This is a genomic window from Streptomyces sp. ITFR-16 (assembly GCF_031844705.1).
Taxonomy (GTDB): domain Bacteria; phylum Actinomycetota; class Actinomycetes; order Streptomycetales; family Streptomycetaceae; genus Streptomyces.
Genome location: NZ_CP134609.1, coordinates 3,749,421 through 3,773,112, shown reverse-complemented (window position 1 = coordinate 3,773,112; position 23,692 = coordinate 3,749,421). Strand labels below are relative to the sequence as shown.

The 23,692-nt window shown below is 70.0% G+C and carries 22 protein-coding genes and 4 tRNA genes; 13 read left to right on the top strand and 13 right to left on the bottom strand.

The features are described 5' to 3' along the window. Nucleotides 1-52: 52 nt before the first annotated feature. On the top strand, nucleotides 53-967 hold the full coding sequence (locus RLT58_RS16805; RefSeq protein WP_311311196.1) for a phosphoribosylaminoimidazolesuccinocarboxamide synthase: 915 nt from the start codon (nucleotides 53-55) through the stop codon (nucleotides 965-967). Between the two features lie 62 nt (nucleotides 968-1,029). Here RLT58_RS16805 and RLT58_RS16800 read toward each other — a convergent pair. The 8 genes from RLT58_RS16800 to RLT58_RS16765 all read right to left on the bottom strand — a co-directional run bounded on the left by RLT58_RS16800 (nucleotide 1,030) and on the right by RLT58_RS16765 (nucleotide 6,045). Continuing rightward, a tRNA-Gly gene (locus tag RLT58_RS16800) sits at nucleotides 1,030-1,102 on the bottom strand. Nucleotides 1,103-1,124: 22 nt separating this feature from the next. After that, entirely contained in the window at nucleotides 1,125-1,736 is a 612-nt protein-coding gene (locus tag RLT58_RS16795; RefSeq protein WP_311311195.1) for a response regulator, read from the bottom strand. Beyond that, nucleotides 1,733-3,265, bottom strand: a complete 1,533-nt coding sequence (locus tag RLT58_RS16790) for a sensor histidine kinase (RefSeq protein ID WP_399131903.1) — start codon at nucleotides 3,263-3,265, stop codon at nucleotides 1,733-1,735. Before RLT58_RS16790 ends, RLT58_RS16795 begins: the two co-directional genes overlap by 4 nt. 20 nt (nucleotides 3,266-3,285) lie before the next feature. Further along, on the bottom strand, nucleotides 3,286-4,077 hold the full coding sequence (locus RLT58_RS16785; RefSeq protein ID WP_311311194.1) for an ABC transporter permease: 792 nt from the start codon (nucleotides 4,075-4,077) through the stop codon (nucleotides 3,286-3,288). After that, entirely contained in the window at nucleotides 4,074-5,036 is a 963-nt protein-coding gene (locus RLT58_RS16780; protein ID WP_311311193.1) for an ABC transporter ATP-binding protein, read from the bottom strand. The genes RLT58_RS16785 and RLT58_RS16780 overlap by 4 nt, the downstream gene beginning before the upstream one ends. Before the next feature lie 283 nt (nucleotides 5,037-5,319). Continuing rightward, nucleotides 5,320-5,392 (bottom strand) — tRNA-Gly (locus tag RLT58_RS16775). Nucleotides 5,393-5,472: 80 nt separating this feature from the next. Continuing rightward, nucleotides 5,473-5,544: transfer RNA gene (locus RLT58_RS16770), tRNA-Gly, on the bottom strand. Nucleotides 5,545-5,709: 165 nt separating this feature from the next. Then, nucleotides 5,710-6,045, bottom strand: coding sequence for a histone-like nucleoid-structuring protein Lsr2 (locus tag RLT58_RS16765; protein ID WP_311311192.1), 336 nt, complete (start codon nucleotides 6,043-6,045; stop codon nucleotides 5,710-5,712). Nucleotides 6,046-6,431: 386 nt separating this feature from the next. Here RLT58_RS16765 and purS point away from each other — a divergent pair, with 386 nt between their 5' ends. The 5 genes from purS (at nucleotide 6,432) to RLT58_RS16740 (ending at nucleotide 11,257) form a co-directional block, all read left to right on the top strand. Beyond that, nucleotides 6,432-6,692, top strand: a complete 261-nt coding sequence (purS, locus tag RLT58_RS16760) for a phosphoribosylformylglycinamidine synthase subunit PurS (RefSeq protein WP_311311191.1) — start codon at nucleotides 6,432-6,434, stop codon at nucleotides 6,690-6,692. Continuing rightward, nucleotides 6,689-7,369, top strand: coding sequence for a phosphoribosylformylglycinamidine synthase subunit PurQ (gene purQ, locus RLT58_RS16755; RefSeq protein WP_311311190.1), 681 nt, complete (start codon nucleotides 6,689-6,691; stop codon nucleotides 7,367-7,369). The genes purS and purQ overlap by 4 nt, the downstream gene beginning before the upstream one ends. Continuing rightward, nucleotides 7,366-9,615, top strand: coding sequence for a phosphoribosylformylglycinamidine synthase subunit PurL (gene purL, locus RLT58_RS16750; protein WP_311311189.1), 2,250 nt, complete (start codon nucleotides 7,366-7,368; stop codon nucleotides 9,613-9,615). Before purQ ends, purL begins: the two co-directional genes overlap by 4 nt. A gap of 120 nt (nucleotides 9,616-9,735) precedes the next feature. After that, the gene (locus RLT58_RS16745) at nucleotides 9,736-10,278 is read left to right on the top strand and encodes a helix-turn-helix domain-containing protein (protein WP_311311188.1); all 543 of its coding nucleotides are present in this window, start codon (nucleotides 9,736-9,738) and stop codon (nucleotides 10,276-10,278) included. A 49-nt stretch (nucleotides 10,279-10,327) separates the two neighbouring features. Continuing rightward, the gene (locus tag RLT58_RS16740; protein ID WP_311311187.1) at nucleotides 10,328-11,257 is read left to right on the top strand and encodes a M23 family metallopeptidase; all 930 of its coding nucleotides are present in this window, start codon (nucleotides 10,328-10,330) and stop codon (nucleotides 11,255-11,257) included. 5 nt (nucleotides 11,258-11,262) lie between these two features. On the opposite strand, the gene RLT58_RS16735 is transcribed toward RLT58_RS16740, so the two are convergent. Beyond that, nucleotides 11,263-13,113 (bottom strand): MFS transporter, encoded by a 1,851-nt coding sequence (locus RLT58_RS16735; RefSeq protein ID WP_311311186.1) that lies wholly within the window; start codon nucleotides 13,111-13,113, stop codon nucleotides 11,263-11,265. 131 nt (nucleotides 13,114-13,244) lie between these two features. On the opposite strand from RLT58_RS16735, the gene RLT58_RS16730 reads away from it, so the two are divergent. The 5 genes from RLT58_RS16730 (at nucleotide 13,245) to purM (ending at nucleotide 18,891) form a co-directional block, all read left to right on the top strand. Then, on the top strand, nucleotides 13,245-13,883 hold the full coding sequence (locus RLT58_RS16730) for a TetR/AcrR family transcriptional regulator (protein ID WP_311311185.1): 639 nt from the start codon (nucleotides 13,245-13,247) through the stop codon (nucleotides 13,881-13,883). Between the two features lie 168 nt (nucleotides 13,884-14,051). Then, nucleotides 14,052-14,852, top strand: coding sequence for a maleylpyruvate isomerase family mycothiol-dependent enzyme (locus RLT58_RS16725; protein WP_311311184.1), 801 nt, complete (start codon nucleotides 14,052-14,054; stop codon nucleotides 14,850-14,852). Between the two features lie 139 nt (nucleotides 14,853-14,991). Further along, on the top strand, nucleotides 14,992-15,843 hold the full coding sequence (locus RLT58_RS16720; RefSeq protein ID WP_399131901.1) for an META domain-containing protein: 852 nt from the start codon (nucleotides 14,992-14,994) through the stop codon (nucleotides 15,841-15,843). Nucleotides 15,844-16,230: 387 nt separating this feature from the next. Further along, nucleotides 16,231-17,757: an amidophosphoribosyltransferase gene (gene purF / locus RLT58_RS16715; protein WP_311311182.1), complete on the top strand. Its 1,527-nt coding sequence runs from the start codon at nucleotides 16,231-16,233 to the stop codon at nucleotides 17,755-17,757. A 60-nt stretch (nucleotides 17,758-17,817) separates the two neighbouring features. Next, complete coding sequence (gene purM, locus RLT58_RS16710) at nucleotides 17,818-18,891, top strand: phosphoribosylformylglycinamidine cyclo-ligase (protein ID WP_311311181.1); 1,074 nt, start codon at nucleotides 17,818-17,820, stop codon at nucleotides 18,889-18,891. Nucleotides 18,892-19,094: 203 nt separating this feature from the next. On the opposite strand, the gene RLT58_RS16705 is transcribed toward purM, so the two are convergent. Both RLT58_RS16705 and RLT58_RS16700 read right to left on the bottom strand, forming a co-directional pair. Further along, entirely contained in the window at nucleotides 19,095-19,352 is a 258-nt protein-coding gene (locus RLT58_RS16705; RefSeq protein WP_030979949.1) for a DUF3073 domain-containing protein, read from the bottom strand. 313 nt (nucleotides 19,353-19,665) lie between these two features. Further along, the gene (locus tag RLT58_RS16700; RefSeq protein WP_311311180.1) at nucleotides 19,666-20,757 is read right to left on the bottom strand and encodes a Leu/Phe/Val dehydrogenase; all 1,092 of its coding nucleotides are present in this window, start codon (nucleotides 20,755-20,757) and stop codon (nucleotides 19,666-19,668) included. Between the two features lie 175 nt (nucleotides 20,758-20,932). On the opposite strand from RLT58_RS16700, the gene RLT58_RS16695 reads away from it, so the two are divergent. Together RLT58_RS16695 and bldC are read left to right on the top strand one after the other, a co-directional pair. Beyond that, complete coding sequence (locus RLT58_RS16695; protein WP_311311179.1) at nucleotides 20,933-21,778, top strand: DUF8083 family protein; 846 nt, start codon at nucleotides 20,933-20,935, stop codon at nucleotides 21,776-21,778. Between the two features lie 512 nt (nucleotides 21,779-22,290). Next, on the top strand, nucleotides 22,291-22,497 hold the full coding sequence (bldC, locus tag RLT58_RS16690) for a developmental transcriptional regulator BldC (protein ID WP_003949541.1): 207 nt from the start codon (nucleotides 22,291-22,293) through the stop codon (nucleotides 22,495-22,497). A gap of 576 nt (nucleotides 22,498-23,073) precedes the next feature. Here the strand turns inward: bldC and RLT58_RS16685 are convergent. After that, nucleotides 23,074-23,463 (bottom strand): DUF6274 family protein, encoded by a 390-nt coding sequence (locus RLT58_RS16685; protein ID WP_311311178.1) that lies wholly within the window; start codon nucleotides 23,461-23,463, stop codon nucleotides 23,074-23,076. Nucleotides 23,464-23,604: 141 nt separating this feature from the next. Continuing rightward, nucleotides 23,605-23,679, bottom strand: a tRNA-Asp gene (locus RLT58_RS16680). Nucleotides 23,680-23,692 lie beyond the last annotated feature (13 nt).

Sequence of the window (23,692 nt, the reverse complement as noted above, 5' to 3'; positions counted from 1 at the left end):
CCGGATACGGGACAATCGGAACAGCTCCTGGATCAACCTACGCGGAGGCAGCGTGTCCGGATTTGTAGAAAAGCCCGAGCCGGTGCAGGTACCGGGGCTCACCCACCTGCACACGGGCAAGGTGCGCGACCTGTACCGGAACGAGGCCGGTGACCTCGTCATGGTCGCCAGCGACCGGATCTCCGCGTACGACTGGGTGCTGCCCACCGAGATCCCGGACAAGGGCCGCGTGCTGACCCAGCTTTCGCTGTGGTGGTTCGACCAGCTGGCCGACCTCGTGCCCAACCACGTCCTGTCCACCGAGCTGCCCGTCGGCGCCCCCGAGGACTGGGCCGGCCGCACGACGGTCTGCCGGTCGCTGCGGATGGTCCCGGTCGAGTGCGTGGCCCGCGGTTATCTGACCGGCTCCGGCCTGGTCGAGTACAACGCCTCCCGCACCGTCTGCGGCCTCGCGCTCCCCGAGGGCCTTGTCGACGGCTCCGAGCTCCCGGCGCCGATCTTCACCCCCGCCACCAAGGCCGCCGTCGGTGACCACGACGAGAACGTGAGCTACGAGGAAGTCGCCCACCAGGTCGGCACGGAGACGGCGGCCCTGCTGCGCCGCGCGACGCTGGACGTCTACGGCCGGGCCCGCGACATCGCCCGTGAGCGCGGGATCATCCTCGCGGACACGAAGTTCGAGTTCGGCTTCGCGCCCACCGCCGACGGCGGCGAGGAACTGATCATCGCCGACGAGGTGCTGACCCCGGACTCCTCCCGCTTCTGGCCCGCCGCCGACTGGGAGCCGGGCCACGCCCAGCCCTCGTACGACAAGCAGTTCGTGCGCGACTGGCTCACCTCCCCGGCCTCCGGCTGGGACCGCAAGAGCGAGCAGCCGCCGCCCGCCCTGCCCCAGGAGGTCGTCGACGCGACGCGTGCCAAGTACCTGGAGGCGTACGAGCTGCTGACCGGGCTCCCCTGGCAGTAGCCGCCAGCCCCAGCACACGAAGAAGCCCCCGGCCGAAAGGCCGGGGGCTTCTTGCTGAACCGAGCGGACGACCAGGTTCGAACTGGCGACCTCAACCTTGGCAAGGTTGCGCTCTACCAACTGAGCTACGTCCGCAAGCGCCGAAGCGCGAGGACTACTATACCCAACCCCGCTCGCGTGCGAGACGCACTGCCGCATGACGGTTCTCCGCCCCGAGCTTCGAGGCCGCCGCCGAGAGGTAGTTCCGCACGGTCCCCTGGGAGAGCGCCGCCCGCTCGGCGATCTCGGCGACCGGCGCCCCGTCGGCCGCCAGCTCCAGCACCTCGGTCTCGCGCACGGTCAGCGGCGAGTCCCCGGCCGCGATCGCATCGGCCGCCAACTCCGGGTCCACATAACGGTTTCCGTCATGCACGGTACGGATGATCCCGGCGAGCTGCCGTGCGCTGACGGTCTTCGGCACGAATGCCCGCACGCCTGCGGCGAGGGCCCGCTTGAGATGCCCCGGCAGCCCGTGGCTGGTCACGATCATGGTCCGGCAGCCCGGGAGTTCGGCCCGCAGTGATGTGGCCACGCTCACACCGTCCGCCCCCGGCATCTCCAGGTCCAGGACCGCCACATCGGGGCGGTGCGCCCGGGCCATGGCGAGCGCCTCGGGGCCGGTCGCCGCCTCCGCCACCACGACGAGATCGTCCTCAAGCGCGAGCAGGGCGGCGAGCGCACCCCGGATCAGATGCTCGTCATCGGCGAGCAGCACCCGTACCGCGGTCATCGTCTCTCCTCCACAAGGGCCGCAGCCGCGCGCGCCGTGTCCTGGTTGCCGGGCCCGGAACCCGGCCCGGACGTGTCCTCGGGCGCGGTCTTGTCCTCGTGTCCGGACCTGTCCCCGGGCGCGGGCGCGAGCTGGTCCTCGGACGGGGGCCTGTCTTCGGGTGCGAGCTTGTCTTCGGAAGCTGGGGCAGCCCCGCCCGGAGTCCCGGCGTCTCCGGTCGGAGTCTTGGTGGCCCCGCCCGGATTCCCGCCGCCCCTGGCCGGAGCCCCGGCGGCCCCGGCCGGCGCGTCAACGTCCTCAACCGGAAACCCGGAGCGCCTCAGCGGGATGCTTGCCGTCAGCCGGAACAGCCCGCCATGAGCACGGCCCGCGTTCAGCGAACCGTTGAGCGCGCCGAGCCGTTCGCGCAGCCCGGCCAGGCCCGAGCCGTTGCCCTCGGCAGGGGTGGCGGGCACCCCGTCGTTCTCCACGTTCAGCACCACGGCGTCCTCCGCGACGCCGATCCGGATCGTGCAGCGTCGTGCGTCGCCGTGCCGCAGCACGTTGGTGGCCGCCTCGCGGACCACCCAGCCGAGCGCGGCCTGCACGGGTGCGGGCAACCCCTCGCCGCTGTTGCCGGTCACCGTGCACTCGATGCCTGCGGCCCGCAACACCCCTTGGGCCCCCGCCAGTTCCGTAGTGAGGTCGGCCTCCCGGTAACCCCGTACGACCTCGCGCACCTCCTGCTGCGAGGCACGCGCTATCCGCTGCACCTCGACCATCTGGTCCACCGCCTCGGGCCTCCCGCGCTGCGCGAGCTCCACCGCCAGCTCGCTCTTCAGCGCGATCACCGCGAGGTTGCGGCCCAGTACGTCGTGCATGTCCCGGCCGAACCGGAGCCGCTCCTCCGCGACCGCCAGCCTGGCCTGTATGTCCCGGGCCTCCTCGGCCTGCCACATCACGCTCAGGCTCCAGGCACTGGGCCGTACGGAGATCAGGACCAGCGCGCAGCCGAACAGTGTGGCCGGCACCACGCCGGCCAGAGGGCCGCCCCGGAGCCCGGCTGCGGCGAGCACACCGGTGGTCAGCACGATGAGGCACAGAGACTCGACCATGAATGTACGGACCGGGACCAGGAGCACCCGTGTGATCACGAAGGCCATGGGAGCGTTCAGCACCATGAGGAGCAGCCCGGCGTCCTTGATTCCGTCCACCGCGACCAGCGCCGCCAGCAGTCCCAGTCCCAGCAGCAACAGGGCCAGCGGCCCGATCAGCCGCCGCCCAGGGAAGGCGGAGACGCCGAGGTAGTGCTCCAACGCCGCCTGGACGTTGCGGTTGCTCAGCAGGCACTGCGCCAGGCTCACCATGAGGAGAGCCGAGCCCAGCGCCAGCGGGAGGGGCTCATGCCGGATGTCCGACTTGAAGGGGGCCAGCTGCCACGACAGGCTGAAGAGCCAGGGGATCACGCAGATGGTCAGCCGCGAATACTGGTCGATCCGCTCCATCTTGCCGCGCTCCTGCCAGCGGCGGCGCCAGCCGCGCACGCGCATCAACACCGCACAAACCCCCTTCAGCTTCGCGGATCCCACCGGAACCACCGCTGCACAGCAAACACCGCGAGCGCCGTCCAGACCAGCCCGGTCAGCGCGGGCGCGAGCAGGCCGGTGGTGCCGGTGGTGCCGAGCCAGCCGGCCCGTATGAGCGCCATCGCCCCGGTCAGCGGAAGGAACTCACATGCCCTGGCGAGCGGGTCGGGAAAGATCTCCAGCGGGACGAAGAGGCCCGAGCCCATCAGGGAGACGAGGAACAGCGGCAGGGTGGTCAGCTGGGCCGTCTGCACGGTGCGGGTGACCACGGAGGTGGTCGCGGCCAGTGCCGTCAGCAGCACCACGCCCAGAACCAGACCTGCGAGGAGCAGTTCGGGCCGCTCGGGCGCGCCGAGGCCGAAGAAGGCCGTCCCGGCCACCACGATCACCGCGGTCTGGGCCAGGGCCAGCGCGGCCGAGGGCAGCGCAGTCCCGGCGAGGATCTCCCCGTCGGTGACCTCTCCCGTGCGCAGGCGCTTCAGGACCAGTTCCTCACGCCGTGCCACATAGGCGGCGGACATGTTCATGTAGACGGCCTGGATCAGCACCGTGCCGATGGCGCCGGTGAGGGCGGCTCCGGCGACAGTGAGCCCCGTTCCCGCGAGATCTATCTTGGCGAACGTCGACTTCATGGCCATGACCATGGCCGCAGGCATGATCAGCGCGACGAAGACGGCCGTTCTGTTGCGGGCGAGCAGTGTCAGTTCGGCCCGGCCGAGAGCGGCCAGCCGGCCGGGGACGGTCGTGGTGCGCGCAGCGGTTGTCGCGGTCGTCATGAAACTGCCACCTCTTCGGTCCGGTGCTCGGGTTCGGTCTGGGACGCGGACTTGGCGATGTCGAGGAAGGCCTCTTCGAGCGAGGCGGACCGGGCGTCGAGTCCGATCAAGGAAATGTTCGACTCCGCTGCCCAGCGCAACAGTTCGGTCAGTGAGCCCTGCAGCCGATGCGTGCGTATCTCGATCCGTGGGCCATCGGCGGCGGCGCGCAGCTCCAGCGGGAGTCGTGCCGCAGGTATCCCCGCAGGCAGCTCGAAGCGGATACGGGCCGGCCGGGCGGCGGTCACCTCGGCTGTGGTGCCGGAGGCCACGATCCGGCCCCGGTGCATGATCGCCAGCCGGTCGGCGAGCGCCTCGGCCTCCTCCAGGTAATGCGTGGTGAGCAGCACGGTGACGCCGTCCTCCTTGAGAAGGCGCACCAACTCCCAGGTGTCGCGTCGCCCCTCGGCGTCGAGGCCGGTGGTCGGCTCGTCGAGGAAGAGCACCTCGGGGCGGCCGAGCAGAGCCAGCGCCAGATCCAGCCTCCGCCGCTCACCGCCGGAAAGCTGCTTGACCCGGACACCTGCCCGGTGGCCGAGCCCCACCAGGTCCAGGGCCTCGCCGGTCGGCCGGGCACCGCTGGTACAACCCGCCCACATCCGTATGGTCTCGGCCGCTGTCAGTTCGGACGGAAAGCCGCCCTCCTGAAGCATCACCCCGATCCGTGGGCGGACCGCGGCACGGTCGCCGTACGGGTCGTGGCCCAGCACTCGCACGCTGCCCCCGTCGGGACGGGCCAGGCCTTCCAGCATCTCGACGGTGGACGTCTTGCCGGCGCCGTTCGTACCGAGCAGGGCGAACAGCTCGCCGCGCGCCACGGTGAAGGAGGCACCGGCCACGGCCTCGAAGCCGCCCGCGTAACTCCGCCGGACACCGTCCGCCTCGATCACGCACTCACGGGAAATCTCGTCGCTGGTCATGACTCAAGGCTTCCTCCCGCTACGGCTCGGGAGCAGTGCGACCTGTCATCGCTCCCCATGACAAACGTCATGGGTGCGCGGTCGGCGCCACGGGCATGCATGCCACACGGGCAGGCCCGCCGGACAGGAGCGAGGCCCGGACGGGAGCGGGGCCCGGACGGGAATGAGACCTCGGCAGGAATCACACACGAGCAGGGAGGCGCGAGATATGAGCGGACGGGATATGAGCGGAATGGAATACGACGAAGGCCCCGGTCGAAATCGACCGGGGCCTTCGATCAAGAGCGGACGACCAGGTTCGAACTGGCGACCTCAACCTTGGCAAGGTTGCGCTCTACCAACTGAGCTACGTCCGCATTGCAACCACTCGGCTCTCACCGGTGGAGCGAGCACTACTCTACCTGATCCACCGGAGTGGTTGAGGAGAGCGATGCAGAGCGGGTGACAGGAATTGCACACTGCGCCTTCCCCCTGGAAGGGGGATGTTCTACTACTGAACTACACCCGCACGCGGCGTGAGGTTCGGCTTTGCGGCCTTGCCCCTCGGCGTGCTCCAGACTCTAGCCGACCTGCAGGGGTGTCGCGCAAGTCGGCTCCCGCGCGGTGTCGCGGGGGGCCCTGCTGACGGGCCGTCGGGCGCTCCCGGCCGGGCCCTGTGGCCCGGACCGTCGGATCAACTGGCTTCCTGGAACGCCTCGTAGACCTTCTTGGGAATCCGGCCGCGGGCCGGCACGTCCATCCGGTGCGAGCGGGCCCAGGCGCGGACGGCCGCCGGATCGGGTGCGAGCGAGGTGTGCCGGTAGGAGACGGGCACCTTGCCGTGCTTGCCGGCGTTCGACTGCTTCCGGCCGGCCGCCACGTACGGTGCCAGGGCTTTGCGCAGTTTCTTTGCATTGGACGGATTGAGGTCGATCTCGTACGACTTTCCGTCCAGGGCGAAGGTAACCGTTTCCGCCGCCGCTCCCCCGTCGATGTCGTCGGAGAGTGTGACCACTACGCGCTGAGCCACGGATATCGGTCCTTTCCTACGGCACGGGCGCGTCTGACATGCGCCGATGCCGGCCTTCCGGCTGTGAGCGCGGATGCGGGCCGACTGGTGTCGGTGCTGCAGGGGCAATGCTGCTTTCCCCGGTAATCATTTGTACAGCGATAGGTGCCGCATTGTGAAGCCCGCCCAATTACCTGCGCGTGTCAACCCGCTATGTGTGCTGCTGATGGGGATTTTTTTCGCAGGATTTTCCGTATCCGTTGTCACGGCCGATATCTCGGCGTGATCTGGGCCGTTTGATATCTACCCGCGTAGAATTTCCGGCCAGGTACGCTGAGTGGACCCGCGGGGGTCTGGGGAACCCCCCGGAGAAACAGCCGCACCACACCACCACACCGGGAGTGCCAGTGGCACGCGTCGTAGTCGACGTCATGCTCAAGCCCGAGATCCTCGACCCGCAGGGACAGGCGGTGCAGCGTGCACTGCCCCGTCTCGGCTTCGAGGGAATCGCGGACGTACGTCAGGGAAAGCGTTTCGAGCTGGAGGTCGAGGGACCGGTCGATGACGCCGCCCTCGCCCGCATTCACGAGATGGCCGAGACGTTCCTCGCCAACACCGTGATCGAGGACTTCACCGTGAAGGTGGAGAAGGCCGAGGAGTCGAAGTGACTGCTCGTATCGGAGTCGTCACCTTTCCGGGCACGCTCGACGACCAGGACAGCCTTCGGGCCGTGCGGGTCGCCGGCGCCGAGCCCGTGTCCCTGTGGCACCGCGACAAGGACCTGCACCAGGTCGACGCGGTCATCCTGGCGGGCGGTTTCTCCTACGGCGACTATCTGCGGGCCGGAGCCATCTCCCGCTTCTCGCCGGTCATGGAGACGGTGATCGAGCAGGCGAAGGCGGGCATGCCGGTCCTCGGCATCTGCAACGGCTTCCAGATCCTGACCGAGGCGCATCTGCTCCCCGGCGCGATGCTGCGCAACAACCACCTGCACTTCATCTGCCGCGACCAGACCCTGCGCGTCGAGAACGCGGAGACCGCCTGGACCTCGGACTACTCCGCGGGCCAGGAGATCTCCGTACCCCTCAAGAACATGGACGGCCGCTACACCGCCGACGAGCGCACGCTCGACGAGCTGGAGGCCGAGGGCCGCGTCGCGTTCCGCTACGTGGACGTGAACCCCAACGGCTCGCTGCGCGACATCGCGGGCATCACCAACGCCGCGGGCAACGTCGTCGGCCTGATGCCGCACCCGGAGCACGCTGTGGAGCCGCTGATCGGTACCGGTCGTACCGACGGTCTCGGTTTCTTCACCTCGATCATCAAGAAGCTGGTCAACGCATGAGCCTGGACACGGTCAAGCACGCGGCCGAAACCCCGGACACCGCGCAGCCCTGGAAGGAGCTCGGCCTCAAGGAGGACGAGTACGCCCGGATCCGCGAGATCCTGGGCCGCCGTCCGACGGGCGCCGAGCTCGCCATGTACTCGGTGATGTGGTCCGAGCACTGCTCCTACAAGAGCAGCAAGGTCCACCTCAAGCAGTTCGGCGAGAAGGTCCCCGTCAACGACGCGATGCTCGTCGGCATCGGCGAGAACGCCGGTGTGGTCGACGTCGGCCAGGGGTACGCAGTCACCTTCAAGGTCGAGTCGCACAACCATCCCTCGTACATCGAGCCGTACCAGGGCGCGGCGACCGGCGTCGGCGGCATCGTCCGCGACATCCTCGCCATGGGTGCCCGTCCGGTCGCGGTCGTCGACCCGCTGCGCTTCGGTGCGGCCGACCACCCCGACACCAAGCGCGTCCTGCCGGGTGTCGTCGCCGGCATCGGCGGCTACGGCAACTGCCTGGGCCTGCCGAACATCGGTGGCGAGGTCGTCTTCGACGCCTGCTACCAGGGCAACCCGCTCGTCAACGCCGGCTGCATCGGTGTGATGAAGCACGAGGACATCCACCTCGCCCAGGCCTCCGGGCCCGGCAACAAGGTCATCCTGTACGGCGCCCGCACCGGTGGCGACGGCATCGGCGGCGTCTCGGTGCTGGCCTCGGAGACCTTCGAGTCGACCGGCCCAGCCAAGCGCCCGGCCGTCCAGGTCGGCGACCCGTTCCAGGAGAAACTCCTCATCGAGTGCACCCTGGAGATCTTCAAGGAGAAGCTCGTCGCGGGCATCCAGGACCTCGGCGGCGCCGGGCTCTCCTGCGCCACCTCCGAGCTGGCTTCCGCCGGCTCCGGCGGCATGCGCGTCGAGCTGGACACCGTGCCGCTGCGCGACTCCTCCCTCTCGCCCGAGGAAATCCTCATGAGCGAGTCACAGGAGCGCATGTGCGCGATCGTCGAGCCGCAGCACGTGGACCGCTTCCTGGAGATCTGCGAGAAGTGGGACGTCATCGCCACCGTCATCGGTGAGGTGACCGAGGGCTCGCAGCTGGAGATCTTCTGGCACGGCGAGCAGATCGTGGACGTGCCGCCGCGGTCCGTCGCCCACGAGGGCCCGACCTACCACCGCCCGTTCGCCCGCCCGTCCTGGCAGGACGCGCTGCAGGCCGACGACGCCGGCAAGCTGGCCCGTCCCGCCGACGGCGCCGAACTGCGCGAGCAGGTCCTGCGGCTGGTCTCGTCGCCGAACCAGGCGTCGAAGTCATGGATCACGGACCAGTACGACCGGTTCGTGCAGGGCAACACCGTGCTGGCGATGCCCGAGGACGCCGGCATGGTCCGCATCGACGAGGAGTCCAACCTCGGCGTGGCCATGGCAACCGACGGCAACGGCCGTTACGCGAAGCTCGACCCCTACACGGGCGCCCAGCTCGCGCTGGCGGAGTCGTACCGCAACGTCGCCGCCTCCGGTGCCAAGCCGCTCGCCATCTCGGACTGCCTGAACTTCGGTTCGCCCGAGGACCCGGACGTCATGTGGCAGTTCGCCGAGGCCACGCGCGGCCTGGCGGACGGCTGCCTGGAGCTGGGCACCCCGGTCACCGGCGGCAACGTCTCGCTGTACAACCAGACCGGTGAGACGGCGATCCACCCGACGCCAGTCGTGGCCGTGCTCGGTGTGATCGACGACGTCACGCGGCGTACGCCGGTCGCGCTCAAGGAAGCGGGCCAGCTTCTCTACCTCCTGGGCGAGACGCACGAGGAGTTCGGCGGCTCGGCCTGGTCCGAGGTCGTCCACAACCACCTCGGCGGCATGCCGCCCAAGGTCGACCTCGGCCGCGAGAAGCTGCTGGGCGAGATCCTGATCTCGGCGTCCCGTGACGGCATGATCGACGCGGCGCACGACCTGTCCGACGGCGGCCTGATCCAGGCGGTCACCGAGTCCTGCCTGCGCGGCGGGAAGGGTGCCCGGCTGGTCGTGCCGGACGGACTGGACGCGTTCACCTTCCTGTTCTCCGAGTCGGCGGGGCGTGCGATCGTCTCGATCCCGCGCAGCGAGGAGCTCCGCTTCAACGACATGTGCGGGGCGCGGGGTCTGCCCGTGACCCGGATCGGTGTCGTGGACGGCGAGGAGATCGAGATCCAGGGCGAGTTCAGCATCCCGCTGAGCGAGCTGCGTACGGCGCACGAGGGGACGATCCCCGCGCTGCTCGCGTAGCGCACCGGCGAGCCGCCGCCTTCGCAGAAGCCCCCGCCCGGTCCGGCCGGGCGGGGGCTTTCGCGTGCCGGGAGGCGGATACCTCTTGACGAGGATTACGTAATTACGTAATTTAGAGGAATGGATCTGGAGGAACGCGTCTCGGAGCTGGAGCGACGGCTTGAGGCGCTCGTGGGTGACCGCCCGGACGTCCCACGCCCGACGGGCGCCGATTTCTGGGCTCTGGAGGGCCTGAAGGATCAGCTTTCGGGGACGGGGGCCGCCGATGGCGGAGTGCTGTACACGGGCGCGGTACGGCTGCCGACAGGCGAGCGGTACGAGTGGCAGTACGGGGCGCTGACCGCACAGCTGCTGGACGCGGGGGACCCGGGCGAGGAGGACGGTTCCGGGGAGCCCGCCGCCGACTGGTCGGATGCCGCCGAGTCGTTCGCCGCGCTCGGCCATCCGCTACGGCTGCGGCTGCTCCGGGAGATCCTCGGCGGACGGCGGACGGCCGCGGAGCTCGCCGCGCTCGACGAGACCGGGACCACGGGCCAGATCTACCACCACCTGCGCCAGCTCACCGGCGCGGGCTGGCTCCACACGACGGGACGGGGGAGATACGAGGTCCCGGGCGCCCGTGTGGTGCCGCTGCTGGTGGTCCTCACGGCGGCCAGGCCCTGAGGGCACGCGTACGACGAGATCGACATCAGACCGACTTCAGGGGGAAGTCATGTCCGTTCGAAAAGCCGTCATGGTGCTGTACCGACTCTGCTGGATCGTCTTCTTCGCGATGGTGGTCGTCAGCGTTCTCACCAGCCCGCCCTTCCCACGCTGGCTGACCTGGCTGCCGGCCGCCGTCGCCATCACGCTTTCCCTGACCGTCGGAGGCAAGGGCCGGGCGGCGGCCACCGATCCTCGGGCCGCGGTGGAGGTCGAGCCGCCTGTGGCGGGGCGCTGGACGGCGCTGAACAGTCCGGCGGACAAGGTGCCCAGCCATGGGGTGCACGCGTACGGGCAGACCTACGCGATCGACATCGTGGCCGACCCGGACCCCGGCCTGGAGCGCGAGGCAGGGCTCCGGGCCGGCGAGGGGACCGACAAGCGGGCCGGGAAGAGGGCGGCCGGTTCGAGCCGTCCTGCGTTCCGTGCCCTGTGGCCGATAGCCCGGCGAAACCATCACTTCCCGGCCTTCGGGGCCCCGGTGCTCGCGGTGGGCGACGGCACGGTGGTCCACGCCTCGCACGGCCGGCGCGACCATCTCAGCCGCAACTCCCTTCCCGCGCTGGCCTATCTGATGGTGATCGAGGCGTCGATACGGGACGTGTTCGGACCGGGCAGCATCGTGGGGAACCACATCGTGCTGGATCTGGGCGACGGTACGTATGCCATGTACGCCCATCTCCGGAACGGCTCGCTCCGGGTTCGGGAGGGGGAGAAGGTCCGTGCCGGGCAGCAGATCGCCGAGTGCGGCAACTCCGGGAATTCCACCGAACCGCATGTGCATTTCCAGCTGATGGACGATCCGGACCTGGATGTGGCTGTCGGGATTCCGTTCACCTGGCGGGGGATAGGAGTGCCGTCGAACGGCGAGGCGTTCACGGCCGGGGCGGCAGCGCCTGGGCATTCCGCCCCGGAGCAGGGCACGACTCAGACCCTCTGATCAACTCAGACCCTCTGATCACGGGTGGCCCCGGGCAGCCGGGTGGCCAGCAGCAGGGCGAGAACCATCACGGCGGTGGCGCAGCCGAAGACCACATCGGTCGAGGAGACGAAGGCGTCCAGGGCGTGCCGGCGGGCGGCCCCCGTGAGGCCGCCGATGTCGCTGGTCGTCCCGCCGGGGCCGTGGGCCGCGTACATCCGGCTGAGTACGGCGCCGAAGACGGACGCTCCCAGCGCGGTGCCCAGGGTCTGGAAGAAGCGGACTCCGGTGGTGGCCACGCCCAGTTGACGGGGTGGGGCGGTCTCCTGGATCAGCTGGATGAGCTGCCCGATGAGCTGGCCGAAGCCGACCCCCATCAGCAGCATCGCACCGCGCACCGTCCACAGGCTGGTGTCCGTGCTGAGCGTGGCCAGCAGGGCGAGCGCGGCCGAGGCGAAGACGGTGCCGCTGAGGACGAAAGTCTTCTGTGACCAGCCGGCTTCGACGAGACGTCCCGAGAGGAGGCCGACGACTGTCATGCCGAGCGCCATAGGTACCAGGAAGAGCCCGGCCGAGGTCGCGGCGACTCCCCTGACGACCTGGAGGTAGATCATGACGTAGACGATCGAACCCATCATCGCGGCGCCGACGAGCCCCTGAATGGCGAACCCGTAGCGCATCGACCGCAGGGAGAAGAGCGAGAGGGGAAGGATCGGCTCTGCGGCCGTGGCCTGGCGCCACAGGAAGAGCCCGAGCGTGGCGGCGACGGTGACGAGCAGACCGACGATCACCGGGGAGGACCACGCGTAGTCCTGACCGCCCCACTCAGCGACCAGGAGCAGTGCGGAGGAGAAGGCTGCGGCGAGACCGGCGCCGAGGAAGTCGATGCGGTGGCGCGTGGTGTGGGCGGGGACCTTCAGCACGAGGACGGCGACGGCCAGAACCGCGATGCCGACGGGCAGGTTGACATAGAAGATCGAGCGCCACCCGGCCTGGTCGGAGAGAGCTCCCCCGAGCCACGGGCCGAGCGCCATTCCGGCGCCGGCGACGACCCCGCCGAGGTTCCCGCGCTTGTCGGCCTGGCGCCTTCCAACGGGGTCCCCAGCCTCAGCCCCGGTGCCGGTCCCAGCCCCGGTGCCGGTCCCAGCTCCGGTCCCTGTCCCGGCGCCGGTCCCAGCTCCGGTCCGGGTCCCAGCCCCAGCCCCGGTGCCGGCGCCGGTCCCAGCCCTGGTGCCGGCCTCGGTCCCAGCCTCAGCCCCGGTCCGGGCCCCAGCACCATCGCCGGTCCCAGCCCCAGCCCCGGCGCCGGTCCCACCCCCAGCCCCGGCGCCGGTCCCGGTCCCAGCGCCGGGCCCGGCGTAGGTGCCGCTGCTCTTGTCGGCGGGGCCGCTTTTCGGGCCTCCGAGTTGGTGGAGGACGACCATGGTGACGCTCATCAGTCCGCCGCCGCCGATGCCCTGGAAGGCGCGGGCGGCGATGAGTTCGCTCATCGACTGGGCCATTCCGCACAGTGCCGATCCGGTCAGAAAGGTGGCGAGTGCCCCGATGAAGACGTTCTTCGAGCCGAGGGAGTCGCAGAGCTTTCCGTAGAGGGGGAGCGCGGCGGTGGCGGCGAGTTGGTAGGCGGCGATCAGCCACGGGATCCGGTCGACGCCGTGGACCGGATCGAGGTCGCGGACGATCGGGACGGTCGCCGAGGACACGATGTTCGAGTCCAGTACGGCCAGCAGGATCGTGACGATGCAGAGCGCGACGCCGATGATGCCGCTCCGGTTGCCGCTCTGTCGGCTGATGCGGCGGCCGACGGTGGCTTTCGGGCCGCTGCCCGGTGGGCCGGTCGTGGCTGCCGGTTGCGGCGTGGTCGTCGTTTCGGGCATGGCAGAGCTCCCCCTCCAGAGCGGCGCGGTGCCGCGATGGTCGCCTGTGCCGGCCTCCTCACTGTCCCGGCAAAGATGTACCCAGTCAAGTTTTCGTCCGGGATTAAGTTTCATCCTGGTACAGTCATGCCATGACCGAGGGGATGGGCCTGCGCGAGCGCAAGAAGATCCAGACGCGACGCCGTCTGCTGGCGGAGGCCACGAAGCTCTTCACGGAGCGCGGGTTCGATCAGGTCTCGGTCGCGGAGATCGCCGAAGCGGCCGATGTGTCGAAGATGACCGTCTTCAACTACTTCGACAGCAAGGAGGACCTGGTCTTCACGCCCATGGAGGAGCACATCGGTGATGTGTCCCAGGTGGTGCGGGACCGGGCCCCCGGCGAATCCCCGGTGGCCGCGATGCGGCGGCAGTTCCTGGAGGCCGTCGAGAACCGGGACCCAGCGGTGGGCATGAGCGACTCCGAGGTGGCGCTCGGGCTGATCCGGCTGATCCAGGAGACCCCGGCGCTGCTCACCCGTGCTCACGCCTTCTTCGTCCGCACCTTCGACCAGCTCACCGACGTCCTGGTCGAGGAGGGGGAGGAGCCCGCTATCGCGCGCATTGTGGCCGCCCAGACGCTCGGTACGCGCAACGCCCTGATCACCGAGAACCATCGGCGCCTGCTGGCGGGGGAATCGGCCGATGCGATCGCGGCGGATGCCGTGGCGCTGGCCGGCCGGGGATTCGACCTGCTCGAAAAGGGCCTGGGCGACTACGCCAAACGAAGCTGAACCTCCACCGTTCCCGGCGTTCCCGGCCCCCCCTCTCTCTCCCCGGCCCCCTTCTCCCCGGCCCCCTCTCCGGGCCCCTCCCAGGCTCCCGCTCCTTCTCCTGCTCTCCCTCGTCGTGCCGCTGTCCGGCGGGGCGCCCTGTCAGTGGCACGTCGTAGGCTCCCCAGCATGCCGCCGTCCCAGAAGCGCGCCCGGCGCTATGACCCGGTCAGGATCCGCACGGCGGTCCTGGCGCAGTTCGCCCATGTCCGGGAAGCCGTGCGCGCCCTGACGCCCCAGCAGCTCGACGGGCCCAGCGGGCTCGGGGAGTGGACGGCGCGCGAGCTCGCCGTTCACGTGACGATGGCGCTCTCGCACGTCACCCGGACCCTGGAGCTGCCCGAGCCGGCCCTGGCCAAGCCGGAGGTCACGCTCCTGGAGTGGCCCTTCACCACGGCGGCCCGGGCCGCCCGGATCGCGGACGACACCGCGGCGTCGGCTGCCGACCACCCCGACCTGGACGGGCTCTACGGGGAGGTCGCCGCCCGTTTCGAGGGGCTGGTGCCCGGCGCCCCCGAGGACCGGCTGCTGGCGACCCGGGTCGGCGCGATGCGGCTCGGCGATTTCCTGGTCACCCGGACCGTGGAGCTCGTGGTCCACACGTACGACCTGAACGAGGCCGTCGGGCTCGGCATCCCGTACGACCGGCAGGCGCTCGCGGCCTGCACGCGGCTGCTGGCCGACGCGCTGGCGGAGAAGGCGCCGGGCGGCTCGGTGGAGGTGAGGGTCCCGCCGTTCGCGGTCGTCCAGTGCGTCCAGGGGCCCCGGCACACCCGTGGCACGCCGCCCAACGTCGTCGAGACCGATCCGCTCACCTGGATCCGGCTGGCGACCGGGCGCACCGGGTGGGTGCAGGAGATCGACGCGGCCAAGGTCAGCGCCAGTGGGGAGCGGGCGGATCTCGCCGCGCTGCTCCCTTTGATGGCCTGATGGGTTGACGGCCTGATGGGATGAGACCGCGACAGGATGAGGGGGCCGGCGGGGCGAGGGCCGAGGGGATGAGGGGGCCGACGGGATGACGTCGAAGGCGAGCTGGAACCGGATCGCCGGTGCCGACCGTCTCATTGCCATGCACCGACACCGTATTGCTGTCAGCGTCCTGGCCCTCCTCTCCCTTGCCGCCTGTGGCACGGAGTCGGGTTCCGGTTCGGGTTCCCGGTCCGGTACCCCCGGCGACAGCGGCACCGTGCAGACCACCCCGTCCCTCACCGACGTCCGCTGGAGCGTCGACTCGGTGACGGTCGGCGGCAAACGGACCGAGGCTCCGGAAGGCGCCCATGTCCAGATCGACGCCAAGGGCCGGGCGAGCGGAAGCTACGGCTGCAACCGGTTCACGGCCGACGCCCGGATCGAGGGCGACACCCTCACCGTAGGGGCCGGGACGACCACCCAGATGGGCTGCGAGACGGACGTCCAGCGGTTCGAGACCCTCATGTCCCGCGCCTTCAGCGGCAGGCTCACCGCCTCCATTGCGAAGAGGACCCTCACGCTGACCACGGCGAAGGGCGACACCATCACCCTCACCGCACGGCGGCCGGTCCCGCTCGCCGGCACGGACTGGAGGGTCACCATCCTGGTCTCCGGCAACTCCGCGTCCTCGCTGCCCACCGGTACGGAGAACAAGGCCCGCCTCGCCTTCGGCAGGGACGGCACGGTCCACGGCACCCTCGGCTGCAACAGCTTCCGCGGCAAGGCGGCCGTCTCCGGATCCACCATCACCTTCGGCCCGGTCACCGCCACCCGGAAGGTCTGCAAGGACCCCGAGATGAAGCTGGAGCGGGCCGTGCTCGCGGTGATCGACGGCAAGCGGACGACGTACGGGATCGATCAGCGCACCCTGACCCTCACCGCGGCGGGGGCCACCAGCGGCACCGCCGACGGCGACACCAAGGGACTCGGCGCCTCGGCAGCCGACGGATGACGCCGGGCACACGACCCACCCCCGCCCCTCCCACATGCCGCATACCGGACGTGGCGGTGTGAGGCTCGCCACGAAACGAGCGTTCGGCCAGCTCGTGCGGAGGAGCCCCGAGCCGCCTCACGGAGTGCCACGAACCGGTCCGGCGGTCCGAGGGGTCACGTGGCCGGAACCTGTCGTCAATCCGCCGGTGATCCGGGCGATGACCGCTTCCCGACCGCCTCCCGGCCGCCCGCCGACGGCTGCCCGAGACGCCCGGCTCCACGGCCATGATCACTCCGCGTGATCGCGCGGAAGGCTTCCGGAGGCGGCGGCGAGGGCGCTCCCCCGGTGCTCCGCCGGGGTATCCCCAATTCGGACCAGTGGTCGATCTCGCCTACACTCGGTGGCGTGCCTCGTGGTGATGGACGACTCAACCACGACCTGCTCCCCGGAGAGAAAGGCCCCCAGGACGCTTGCGGCGTCTTCGGTGTCTGGGCTCCCGGCGAAGAGGTCGCCAAGCTCACCTATTTCGGACTGTATGCCCTGCAGCACCGTGGACAGGAGTCCGCGGGCATCGCAGTGAGCAACGGGTCCCAGATCCTGGTCTTCAAGGACATGGGACTGGTCTCGCAGGTCTTCGACGAAACGTCCCTGGGATCGCTCCAGGGCCATATCGCGGTCGGTCATGCCCGCTACTCCACCACCGGTGCCTCGGTGTGGGAGAACGCCCAGCCGACGTTCCGTGCGACCGCGCACGGCTCGATCGCCCTGGGTCACAACGGGAACCTGGTCAACACCGCCCAGCTCGCCGAGATGGTCGCCGACCTCCCGCGCAAGGACGGCCGTGCGACCCAGGTCGCCGCGACCAACGACACCGATCTGGTGACCGCGCTGCTCGCCGGCCAGACGGACGAGGACGGCAAGCCGCTCACCATCGAGGAGGCCGCCACACAGGTGCTTCCCGAGGTGAAGGGCGCCTTCTCCCTCGTCTTCATGGACGAGCACACCCTCTACGCCGCCCGTGACCCGCAGGGCATCCGCCCGCTGGTGCTCGGCCGTCTGGAGCGTGGCTGGGTGGTGGCCTCCGAGTCCGCCGCCCTCGACATCTGCGGCGCCAGCTTCGTCCGCGAGATCGAGCCGGGCGAGCTCGTCGCCATCGACGAGAACGGTCTGCGCACCTCGCGCTTCGCAGAAGCGAAGCCCAAGGGCTGTGTCTTCGAGTACGTCTACCTGGCCCGCCCCGACACCGATATCGCCGGGCGCAACGTCTACCTCTCCCGGGTCGAGATGGGCCGCAAGCTGGCCGTCGAGGCCCCCGTCGAGGCCGATCTGGTCATAGCGACGCCGGAGTCCGGCACCCCGGCCGCCATCGGCTACGCGGAGGCCAGCGGCATCCCGTTCGGCGCCGGACTGGTGAAGAACGCGTATGTCGGCCGGACCTTCATCCAGCCGTCCCAGACCATTCGCCAGCTGGGCATCCGCCTCAAGCTGAACCCCCTCAAGGAAGTCATCAAGGGCAAGCGCCTGGTGGTCGTCGACGACTCGATCGTCCGCGGCAACACCCAGCGCGCACTGGTCCGGATGCTCCGCGAGGCCGGCGCCGCCGAGATCCACATCCGGATCTCCTCCCCGCCGGTGAAGTGGCCCTGCTTCTTCGGCATCGACTTCGCGACCCGCGCCGAGCTGATCGCCAACGGCATGTCCGTCGACGAGATCGCCACGTCGATGGGGGCCGACTCGCTCTCGTACATCTCGATCGACTCGATGATCGAGGCGACGACGATCGACAAGCCGAACCTGTGCCGCGCCTGCTTCGACGGGGAGTACCCGATGGAGCTTCCGGACCCGGAGCTGCTCGGCAAGCAGCTGCTGGAGACCGAGCTGGCGGCCGGCCCTGCGGCGACCGCCGCGGCCGACGCGCTGCGCCGTCCGTGACCCGGACGGTCCGGCAGCCTTCCCACCAGCCCCGTATTTCCACACGAAAGATCCCAGGCAATGTCTGAGACAACAGGTGCTTCCTACGCGGCAGCGGGCGTCGACATCGAGGCCGGCGACCGCGCCGTAGAGCTGATGAAGGAGTGGGTGAAGAAGACGCAGCGCCCCGAGGTCGCGGGCCTCGGTGGTCTCGGCGGCTTCGCCGGCCTCTTCGACGCCTCGGCGCTCAAGCGCTACGAGCGCCCGCTGCTCGCCTCCGCCACGGACGGCGTCGGTACGAAGGTCGACCTCGCCCGCCAGATGGGCGTGTACGACACCATCGGCCACGACCTCGTCGGCATGGTCGTGGACGACCTCGTCGTCTGCGGCGCCGAGCCGCTCTTCATGACCGACTACATCTGCGTCGGCAAGGTGCACCCCGAGCGCGTCGCGGCCATCGTGAAGGGCATCGCCGAAGGCTGTGTGCTGGCCGGCTGCGCCCTGGTCGGCGGCGAGACCGCCGAGCACCCCGGACTGCTCGGCGCGGACGACTTCGACGTCGCCGGCGCCGGTACGGGTGTGGTCGAGGCCGACCGCCTGCTGGGCCCCGACCGTATCCGCAAGGGTGACGCGGTCATCGCCATGGCGTCGTCGGGTCTTCACTCGAACGGGTACTCGCTCGTCCGCCACGTCGTCTTCGACCGGGCCGGCTGGACGCTGGACCGCCAGGTGGAGGAGTTCGGCCGGACGCTCGGCGAGGAGCTGCTCGAGCCCACCCGGATCTACTCGCTGGACTGCCTGTCGCTCACCCGTACGACCGAGGTGCACGGCTTCAGCCATGTCACCGGCGGCGGACTGGCCAACAACCTGGCCCGGGTCATCCCGGACACCCTGCACGCCACGGTGGACCGCTCCACCTGGACCCCCGGCGCGGTCTTCGACCTCGTGGGCAAGGCCGGTCAGGTCGAGCAGCTGGAGCTGGAGAAGACGCTCAACATGGGCGTCGGCATGATCGCGATCGTCCCGGAGGAATCCGTGGACGCCGCGCTCACCACCCTGGCCGACCGGGGCGTCGACTCCTGGGTCGCCGGCGAGATCACCGACCGGGGCGCGCACACGACGGGCGCGGAGCTCGTGGGCGGGTACGCGCGCTGAGCAGCGGTACGCAGGCGCACGGGCCGGCGGTTACGCGGGTGCGCGCGCCGCGTGCGACCGGCCCGGCGGGTGCTCGGTGTAGTCGCACGCCGATGCGGCACCACTCGGGCACGCACCGCGTGCACCGGGCGGCATTCCGGATCGGGACAGCACAGAACCCGGTCCGGGGCAGGCCCGGACCGGGTTGATGTGTCAGCGCGAGGTCAAGCGCCGCGGCGCTGTGACGACGGACCGGACTGGTCGTCCTCGTCCTCGTCATCGTCGTCGTTGTACAGATCCGCGTACTGTGCGTACGGGTCATCTTCCTCGTCGTCGTCCTCGAACGGCTCTGCGTTCGGTGGCTGACTCGAAGGCGATGCGCCCAGCTCATTGGCCAGACGCGACAGGTCAGTCCCGCCGCTGCTGTACTTCAGCTGGCGGGCGACCTTTGTCTGCTTGGCCTTTGCCCGGCCGCGCCCCATGGCTCGACCCCCTCGGTGACGGGGCTCGACGGCCCCAGAGTCTTGACACGCGTTCATGTTTCAGGACGGACTCTCGGCAGAGAGACCGTGCCTGTAGAGCTTTAACGGTACCTGCTTCCGCGGCCATACGGTACGCCGCCCGCATCACGTGCCCCGGAAGAGGACCCGCGAAGAGCTCCGTCCTCGCTGGTCAACTGCGATTTTAACCTCTTATTGGCGCGCGACCCGCCGACCGGCGTGAGTCTTGTCTCGCCGGTCGGCGGGTACGGGCGTGCCGTGCGCACGGAAGCCCCGGTCAGGGGCCTCCGCGCGGTCAGCGGCGGCGGGCCTCGGCCATCCGCTGCTCGGCGATCCGGTCGGCCGCGGCGGCCGGCGGAATGCCGTCTTCCTTCGCACGTGCGAATATGGCCAGCGTCGTGTCGAAGATCTTCGCCGCCTTCGCCTTGCACCGGTCGAAGTCGAAGCCGTGCAGCTCGTCCGCGACCTGGATGACCCCGCCCGCGTTCACCACGTAGTCGGGCGCGTACAGGATCGAGCGGTCCGCGAGGTCCTTCTCGACGCCCGGGTGCGCGAGCTGGTTGTTGGCCGCTCCGCACACCACCGCGGCGGTGAGCACCGGCACGGTGTCGTCGTTGAGGGCGCCGCCCAGCGCGCAGGGGGCGTAGATGTCGAGCCCCTCCGTGCGGATCAGTGCCTCGGTGTCCGCCGCCACGGCGACCTCGGGGTGCAGGTCGGTGATCCGGCGCACGGAGTCGGCCCGTACATCGGTGATCACGACCTCGGCGCCGTCCGAGAGCAGATGCTCGACGAGGTGGTGGCCGACCTTGCCGACGCCCGCGACCGCCACTTTTCGGCCACGCAGCGTCGGGTCGCCCCACAGGTGCTGGGCCGAGGCGCGCATGCCCTGGAAGACACCGAAGGCGGTGAGCACCGAGGAGTCGCCGGCGCCGCCGTTCTCGGGGGAGCGGCCGGTGGTCCAGCGGCACTCGCGGGCCACGACGTCCATGTCGGCGACGTACGTGCCGACATCGCAGGCCGTCACGTAGCGGCCGCCGAGGGAGGCCACGAACCGGCCGTAGGCCAGCAGCAGTTCCTCGCTCTTGAGCTGCTCCGGGTCGCCGATGATGACGGCCTTGCCGCCACCGTGGTCCAGGCCGGCCAGGGCGTTCTTGTACGACATGCCGCGCGCCAGGTTCAGCGCGTCCGCGACGGCCTCCTGCTCGGAGGCGTACGGGTAGAAGCGGGTGCCGCCGAGGGCCGGGCCCAGGGCGGTGGAGTGGAGGGCGATCACGGCCTTGAGGCCGCTGGCACGGTCCTGGCAGAGCACTACCTGCTCGTGGCCGCCCTGGTCCGAGTGGAACAGGGTGTGTAGTACATCGACAGGCACGCCGGTCACATCGGTCACTGTGGTGACTCCCAAGTACGAAGCGGCGAAGAGACCCTCCTGAAGGTGGGGAGGGCCCCGGACCGACCGGCTCGGACGGTCCGACGGGCAAGAGCGTAAGTCCTCCGCGGGCACGGATCCGTGCCAGTGCCGAGGATCACCCCCTACGGGAGTACGGGCGTGACACGATCACTGCATGTCGGTGGTGTCTTCGGTGCTCGTCCCTTACGCGTCCTACCTCCGGGTCTACGAGCCACTGGCGGCCTTCCCGGAGGCCGAGCGCGCCCACTGGGCGCGGTACGCAGCCCGGGATTCGATCCCCACGGCCCAGGACGAACTGCGGCGCTCGCTGGCGGACTTGGCGGCGACCCCGCCGGTCGGGGTGCCGGCCCACGAGAGCGCCGACGCGTTCGTCGCCGAGGCCGACGGCGTGGTCTGCGTCTGTCCGTGGCGGACCCGGCTGCGCGGCTGGCTGGCCCTGGACGGGCTGACCGACGTGTTTCCCGCGTCGGTGCTCGACGCGGTGCTGCCGCCGGTGGTGCGCGGCCAGGCGCTGGCCGACCACGAGCGGTGGGCGGAGCGCAATCCGGACGCCCGGCCGTGGATCAGGACGGCGGTCTGGCAGGTGCCGGTCCGCTGGTTCGTCCTCTTCTCGGACGAGGAGCGGGAGTACCTGGCGGCGGGGGAGGACGGGGCGCCGCCCGTCATGCGCTACCGGACGCCGATGGTCCAGGCGCGCCGCCGGCTGGCCCGGTCGCTGAAGACGCTGCGGGAGACCATGGAGGACGGTCCGCTGACCGAGGGGCTGGTGGACGTCGGGCGGTGGCTGGAGGAGTTCCACCCGCGCGCGCTCGTCGAGCTGGACTACGGCGGCCTGGTGCACGCGCTGCCGGCGGAGCGGCTCGAGGAGGACCGGAGCGCCGCCGATGTCGCCGAGGGCATCGCCGCGCTGCGCGCGGGGGACGCCGAGAGCGCGAGCGCGGCCTACACCCGGCTCGCGGAGCGATGGAAAGCCGTAAGAGATCGTCAGTTCGCGAACTGATCGACCATGAACCTGCGTCCTGTGTGACACGTGAGGGTGAAGGGGCGGAAGCGTACTCCGGTGGTCTCAGGACCTACGTCCCGAACCGGGCCTTTGCCTCAAGCGTGATGGATAGCACTTACGGGGCCCTTGCGTCCTTCCCTACTCCTCGTGCCAAAATAGGACAAGGAGTCCGGGGAGGACTCCATCCGTCCAAGTATGGGCGGAATGCTCAGCATTGCACGCTATGGGGGGTCTGATGACTCCTGATCGCTCTGTGACTGATCGTCACGGTGGTGTGACTGTCCGCTATGGCATGGTCCATCGGCTTCCGTCGCTGATGAACACCTGGGAGGGCAATTCCATCGGTTTGGCCGACGTGGCTGGACGGATGGTGTAGTTGTAGTGCCGAGGACAAGCCGTTCGTCCTATAACCGACTCGGCCCGCGTCCGCCATTTCGGGCAACGCGGGTCAAGGTGCAGAATTTAGAGGAAAGAACCGAGATGGTTCGGTTCTCCCGAGGAGGCCGCTCATGACCGCTCGCACCCCTGATGCCGAGCCGCTGCTGACCCCGGCTGAGGTTGCCACGATGTTCCGCGTGGACCCGAAGACGGTTACCCGTTGGGCCAAGGCCGGCAAGCTCACGTCCATCCGCACGCTCGGTGGACATCGCCGGTACCGCGAGGCAGAGGTCCGCGCACTGCTTGCGGGTATTCCGCAGCAGCGCAGCGAGGCCTGACATACCCCTGTCGCCGCGTCACAACTGGGCTTTTGGGTCCCCCAACCCGAATCGCCCACCCATAGCTCCATATGACGGGCGCCCGCCCCAACGGGCGCCATACCTGTGCCATACGGGTGTTGTCATCGGATCGCGCTGGACTCCGCCGGGTCCAGCGCGATCTTTTTTGTGCGCTCACGGCGTGCCGGTTGGCCTGTCGGCGCCCTCTGTGCGTCCCTGCGGGCGCCCGGCGGCCCGTACGGGCTTCCTGGGCCCCGTGGCGCCCGTCCTGTCGGAAACCGGGCGTCCGGTCCGCTCCGAGGGACTCCGGGCCGCTCCGTGCGGCTCCGTGCGGGGTTGCTCGGGTCTGTGCGGGACTGTGCCTCCGCGGCCCCGGGGAGGCCGTTCCGGGGTGTTTCGGGGAGGCGGCGGCAGGCCCCTTCCGAGGGGTGCAATTGCACATATTAAATTCGCCAGTTGTAGGAAGGGTGTAAAGTCACCCCTTCTCAAAACTGATTGAGTGACACCCGTCACACGGCATGGGTGTTGCCAACTACGAGCCTGCCACTGCAAGGAGGCGGACGGTGGCGCCATTGGTCACGCGGCGGGGGGACTTTCGTCCTCGGCCCCGGACGGCCGTCCGGGCGCCCTCGACGGCCCCGGTCCCGGTGGCGGTAAGGCGCCTTCCCGGCGCCCTGTGGGCGGCTCTGCCGGGCGGGACGGCTCATCGGACGGTTCTGCGTCGCGGAGGCCCGGTACGGGCTCCACAGGCACGCCCCGGGAAGCCGCCGCAGGCTCCATCGCGAGCCGCAGCAACCGGGCGCAGACCGCGCAGTGCCGGGTGAGGTGGCGATAGCCGGTGGCGGCGGCGAGATGGGCCCGCAGCAGTGCGCGGATCTCGTGCCGGGGTGCTCTCGCGCGCTCCCGCCCCGGTTCGCGGGAGTCGGGCCGTTCCGACCGGAACCCCTCGTCCGTGGATGCCGTCATCCGCGCCACCTCCCGGTGGATGCGCTCCGCCCCGCCCCTCGGAAACCGGGGGCAGCCCCTGGTTTCTGAGTACTCGTCCGCCGGCACCGGAGTCAAGACGCGCGAAAGCCCGGATCCAGGGGATCCGGGCTTTCGCTACTGCGGTCCTGACGGGATTTGAACCCGCGGCCTCCACCTTGACAGGGTGGCGAGCACTCCAAACTGCTCCACAGGACCAGGTTTTCGCGGC

Excerpts from the sequence above, each read along its gene's own strand:
- RLT58_RS16795 (WP_311311195.1), bottom strand. The coding sequence starts at position 1,736 with ATGACCGCGGTACGGGTGCTGCTCGCCGATGACGAGCATCTGATCCGG.
- RLT58_RS16790 (WP_399131903.1), bottom strand. The coding sequence starts at position 3,265 with ATGCGCGTGCGCGGCTGGCGCCGCCGCTGGCAGGAGCGCGGCAAGATG.
- RLT58_RS16785 (WP_311311194.1), bottom strand. The coding sequence starts at position 4,077 with ATGACGACCGCGACAACCGCTGCGCGCACCACGACCGTCCCCGGCCGG.
- RLT58_RS16780 (WP_311311193.1), bottom strand. The coding sequence starts at position 5,036 with ATGACCAGCGACGAGATTTCCCGTGAGTGCGTGATCGAGGCGGACGGT.
- purL (WP_311311189.1), top strand. The coding sequence starts at position 7,366 with ATGAGCCTGGACACGGTCAAGCACGCGGCCGAAACCCCGGACACCGCG.
- RLT58_RS16745 (WP_311311188.1), top strand. The coding sequence starts at position 9,736 with ATGGATCTGGAGGAACGCGTCTCGGAGCTGGAGCGACGGCTTGAGGCG.
- RLT58_RS16740 (WP_311311187.1), top strand. The coding sequence starts at position 10,328 with ATGTCCGTTCGAAAAGCCGTCATGGTGCTGTACCGACTCTGCTGGATC.
- RLT58_RS16735 (WP_311311186.1), bottom strand. The coding sequence starts at position 13,113 with ATGCCCGAAACGACGACCACGCCGCAACCGGCAGCCACGACCGGCCCA.
- RLT58_RS16730 (WP_311311185.1), top strand. The coding sequence starts at position 13,245 with ATGACCGAGGGGATGGGCCTGCGCGAGCGCAAGAAGATCCAGACGCGA.
- RLT58_RS16725 (WP_311311184.1), top strand. The coding sequence starts at position 14,052 with ATGCCGCCGTCCCAGAAGCGCGCCCGGCGCTATGACCCGGTCAGGATC.
- RLT58_RS16720 (WP_399131901.1), top strand. The coding sequence starts at position 14,992 with ATGCACCGACACCGTATTGCTGTCAGCGTCCTGGCCCTCCTCTCCCTT.
- purM (WP_311311181.1), top strand. The coding sequence starts at position 17,818 with ATGTCTGAGACAACAGGTGCTTCCTACGCGGCAGCGGGCGTCGACATC.
- RLT58_RS16705 (WP_030979949.1), bottom strand. The coding sequence starts at position 19,352 with ATGGGGCGCGGCCGGGCAAAGGCCAAGCAGACAAAGGTCGCCCGCCAG.
- RLT58_RS16695 (WP_311311179.1), top strand. The coding sequence starts at position 20,933 with ATGTCGGTGGTGTCTTCGGTGCTCGTCCCTTACGCGTCCTACCTCCGG.
- bldC (WP_003949541.1), top strand. The coding sequence starts at position 22,291 with ATGACCGCTCGCACCCCTGATGCCGAGCCGCTGCTGACCCCGGCTGAG.
- RLT58_RS16685 (WP_311311178.1), bottom strand. The coding sequence starts at position 23,463 with ATGACGGCATCCACGGACGAGGGGTTCCGGTCGGAACGGCCCGACTCC.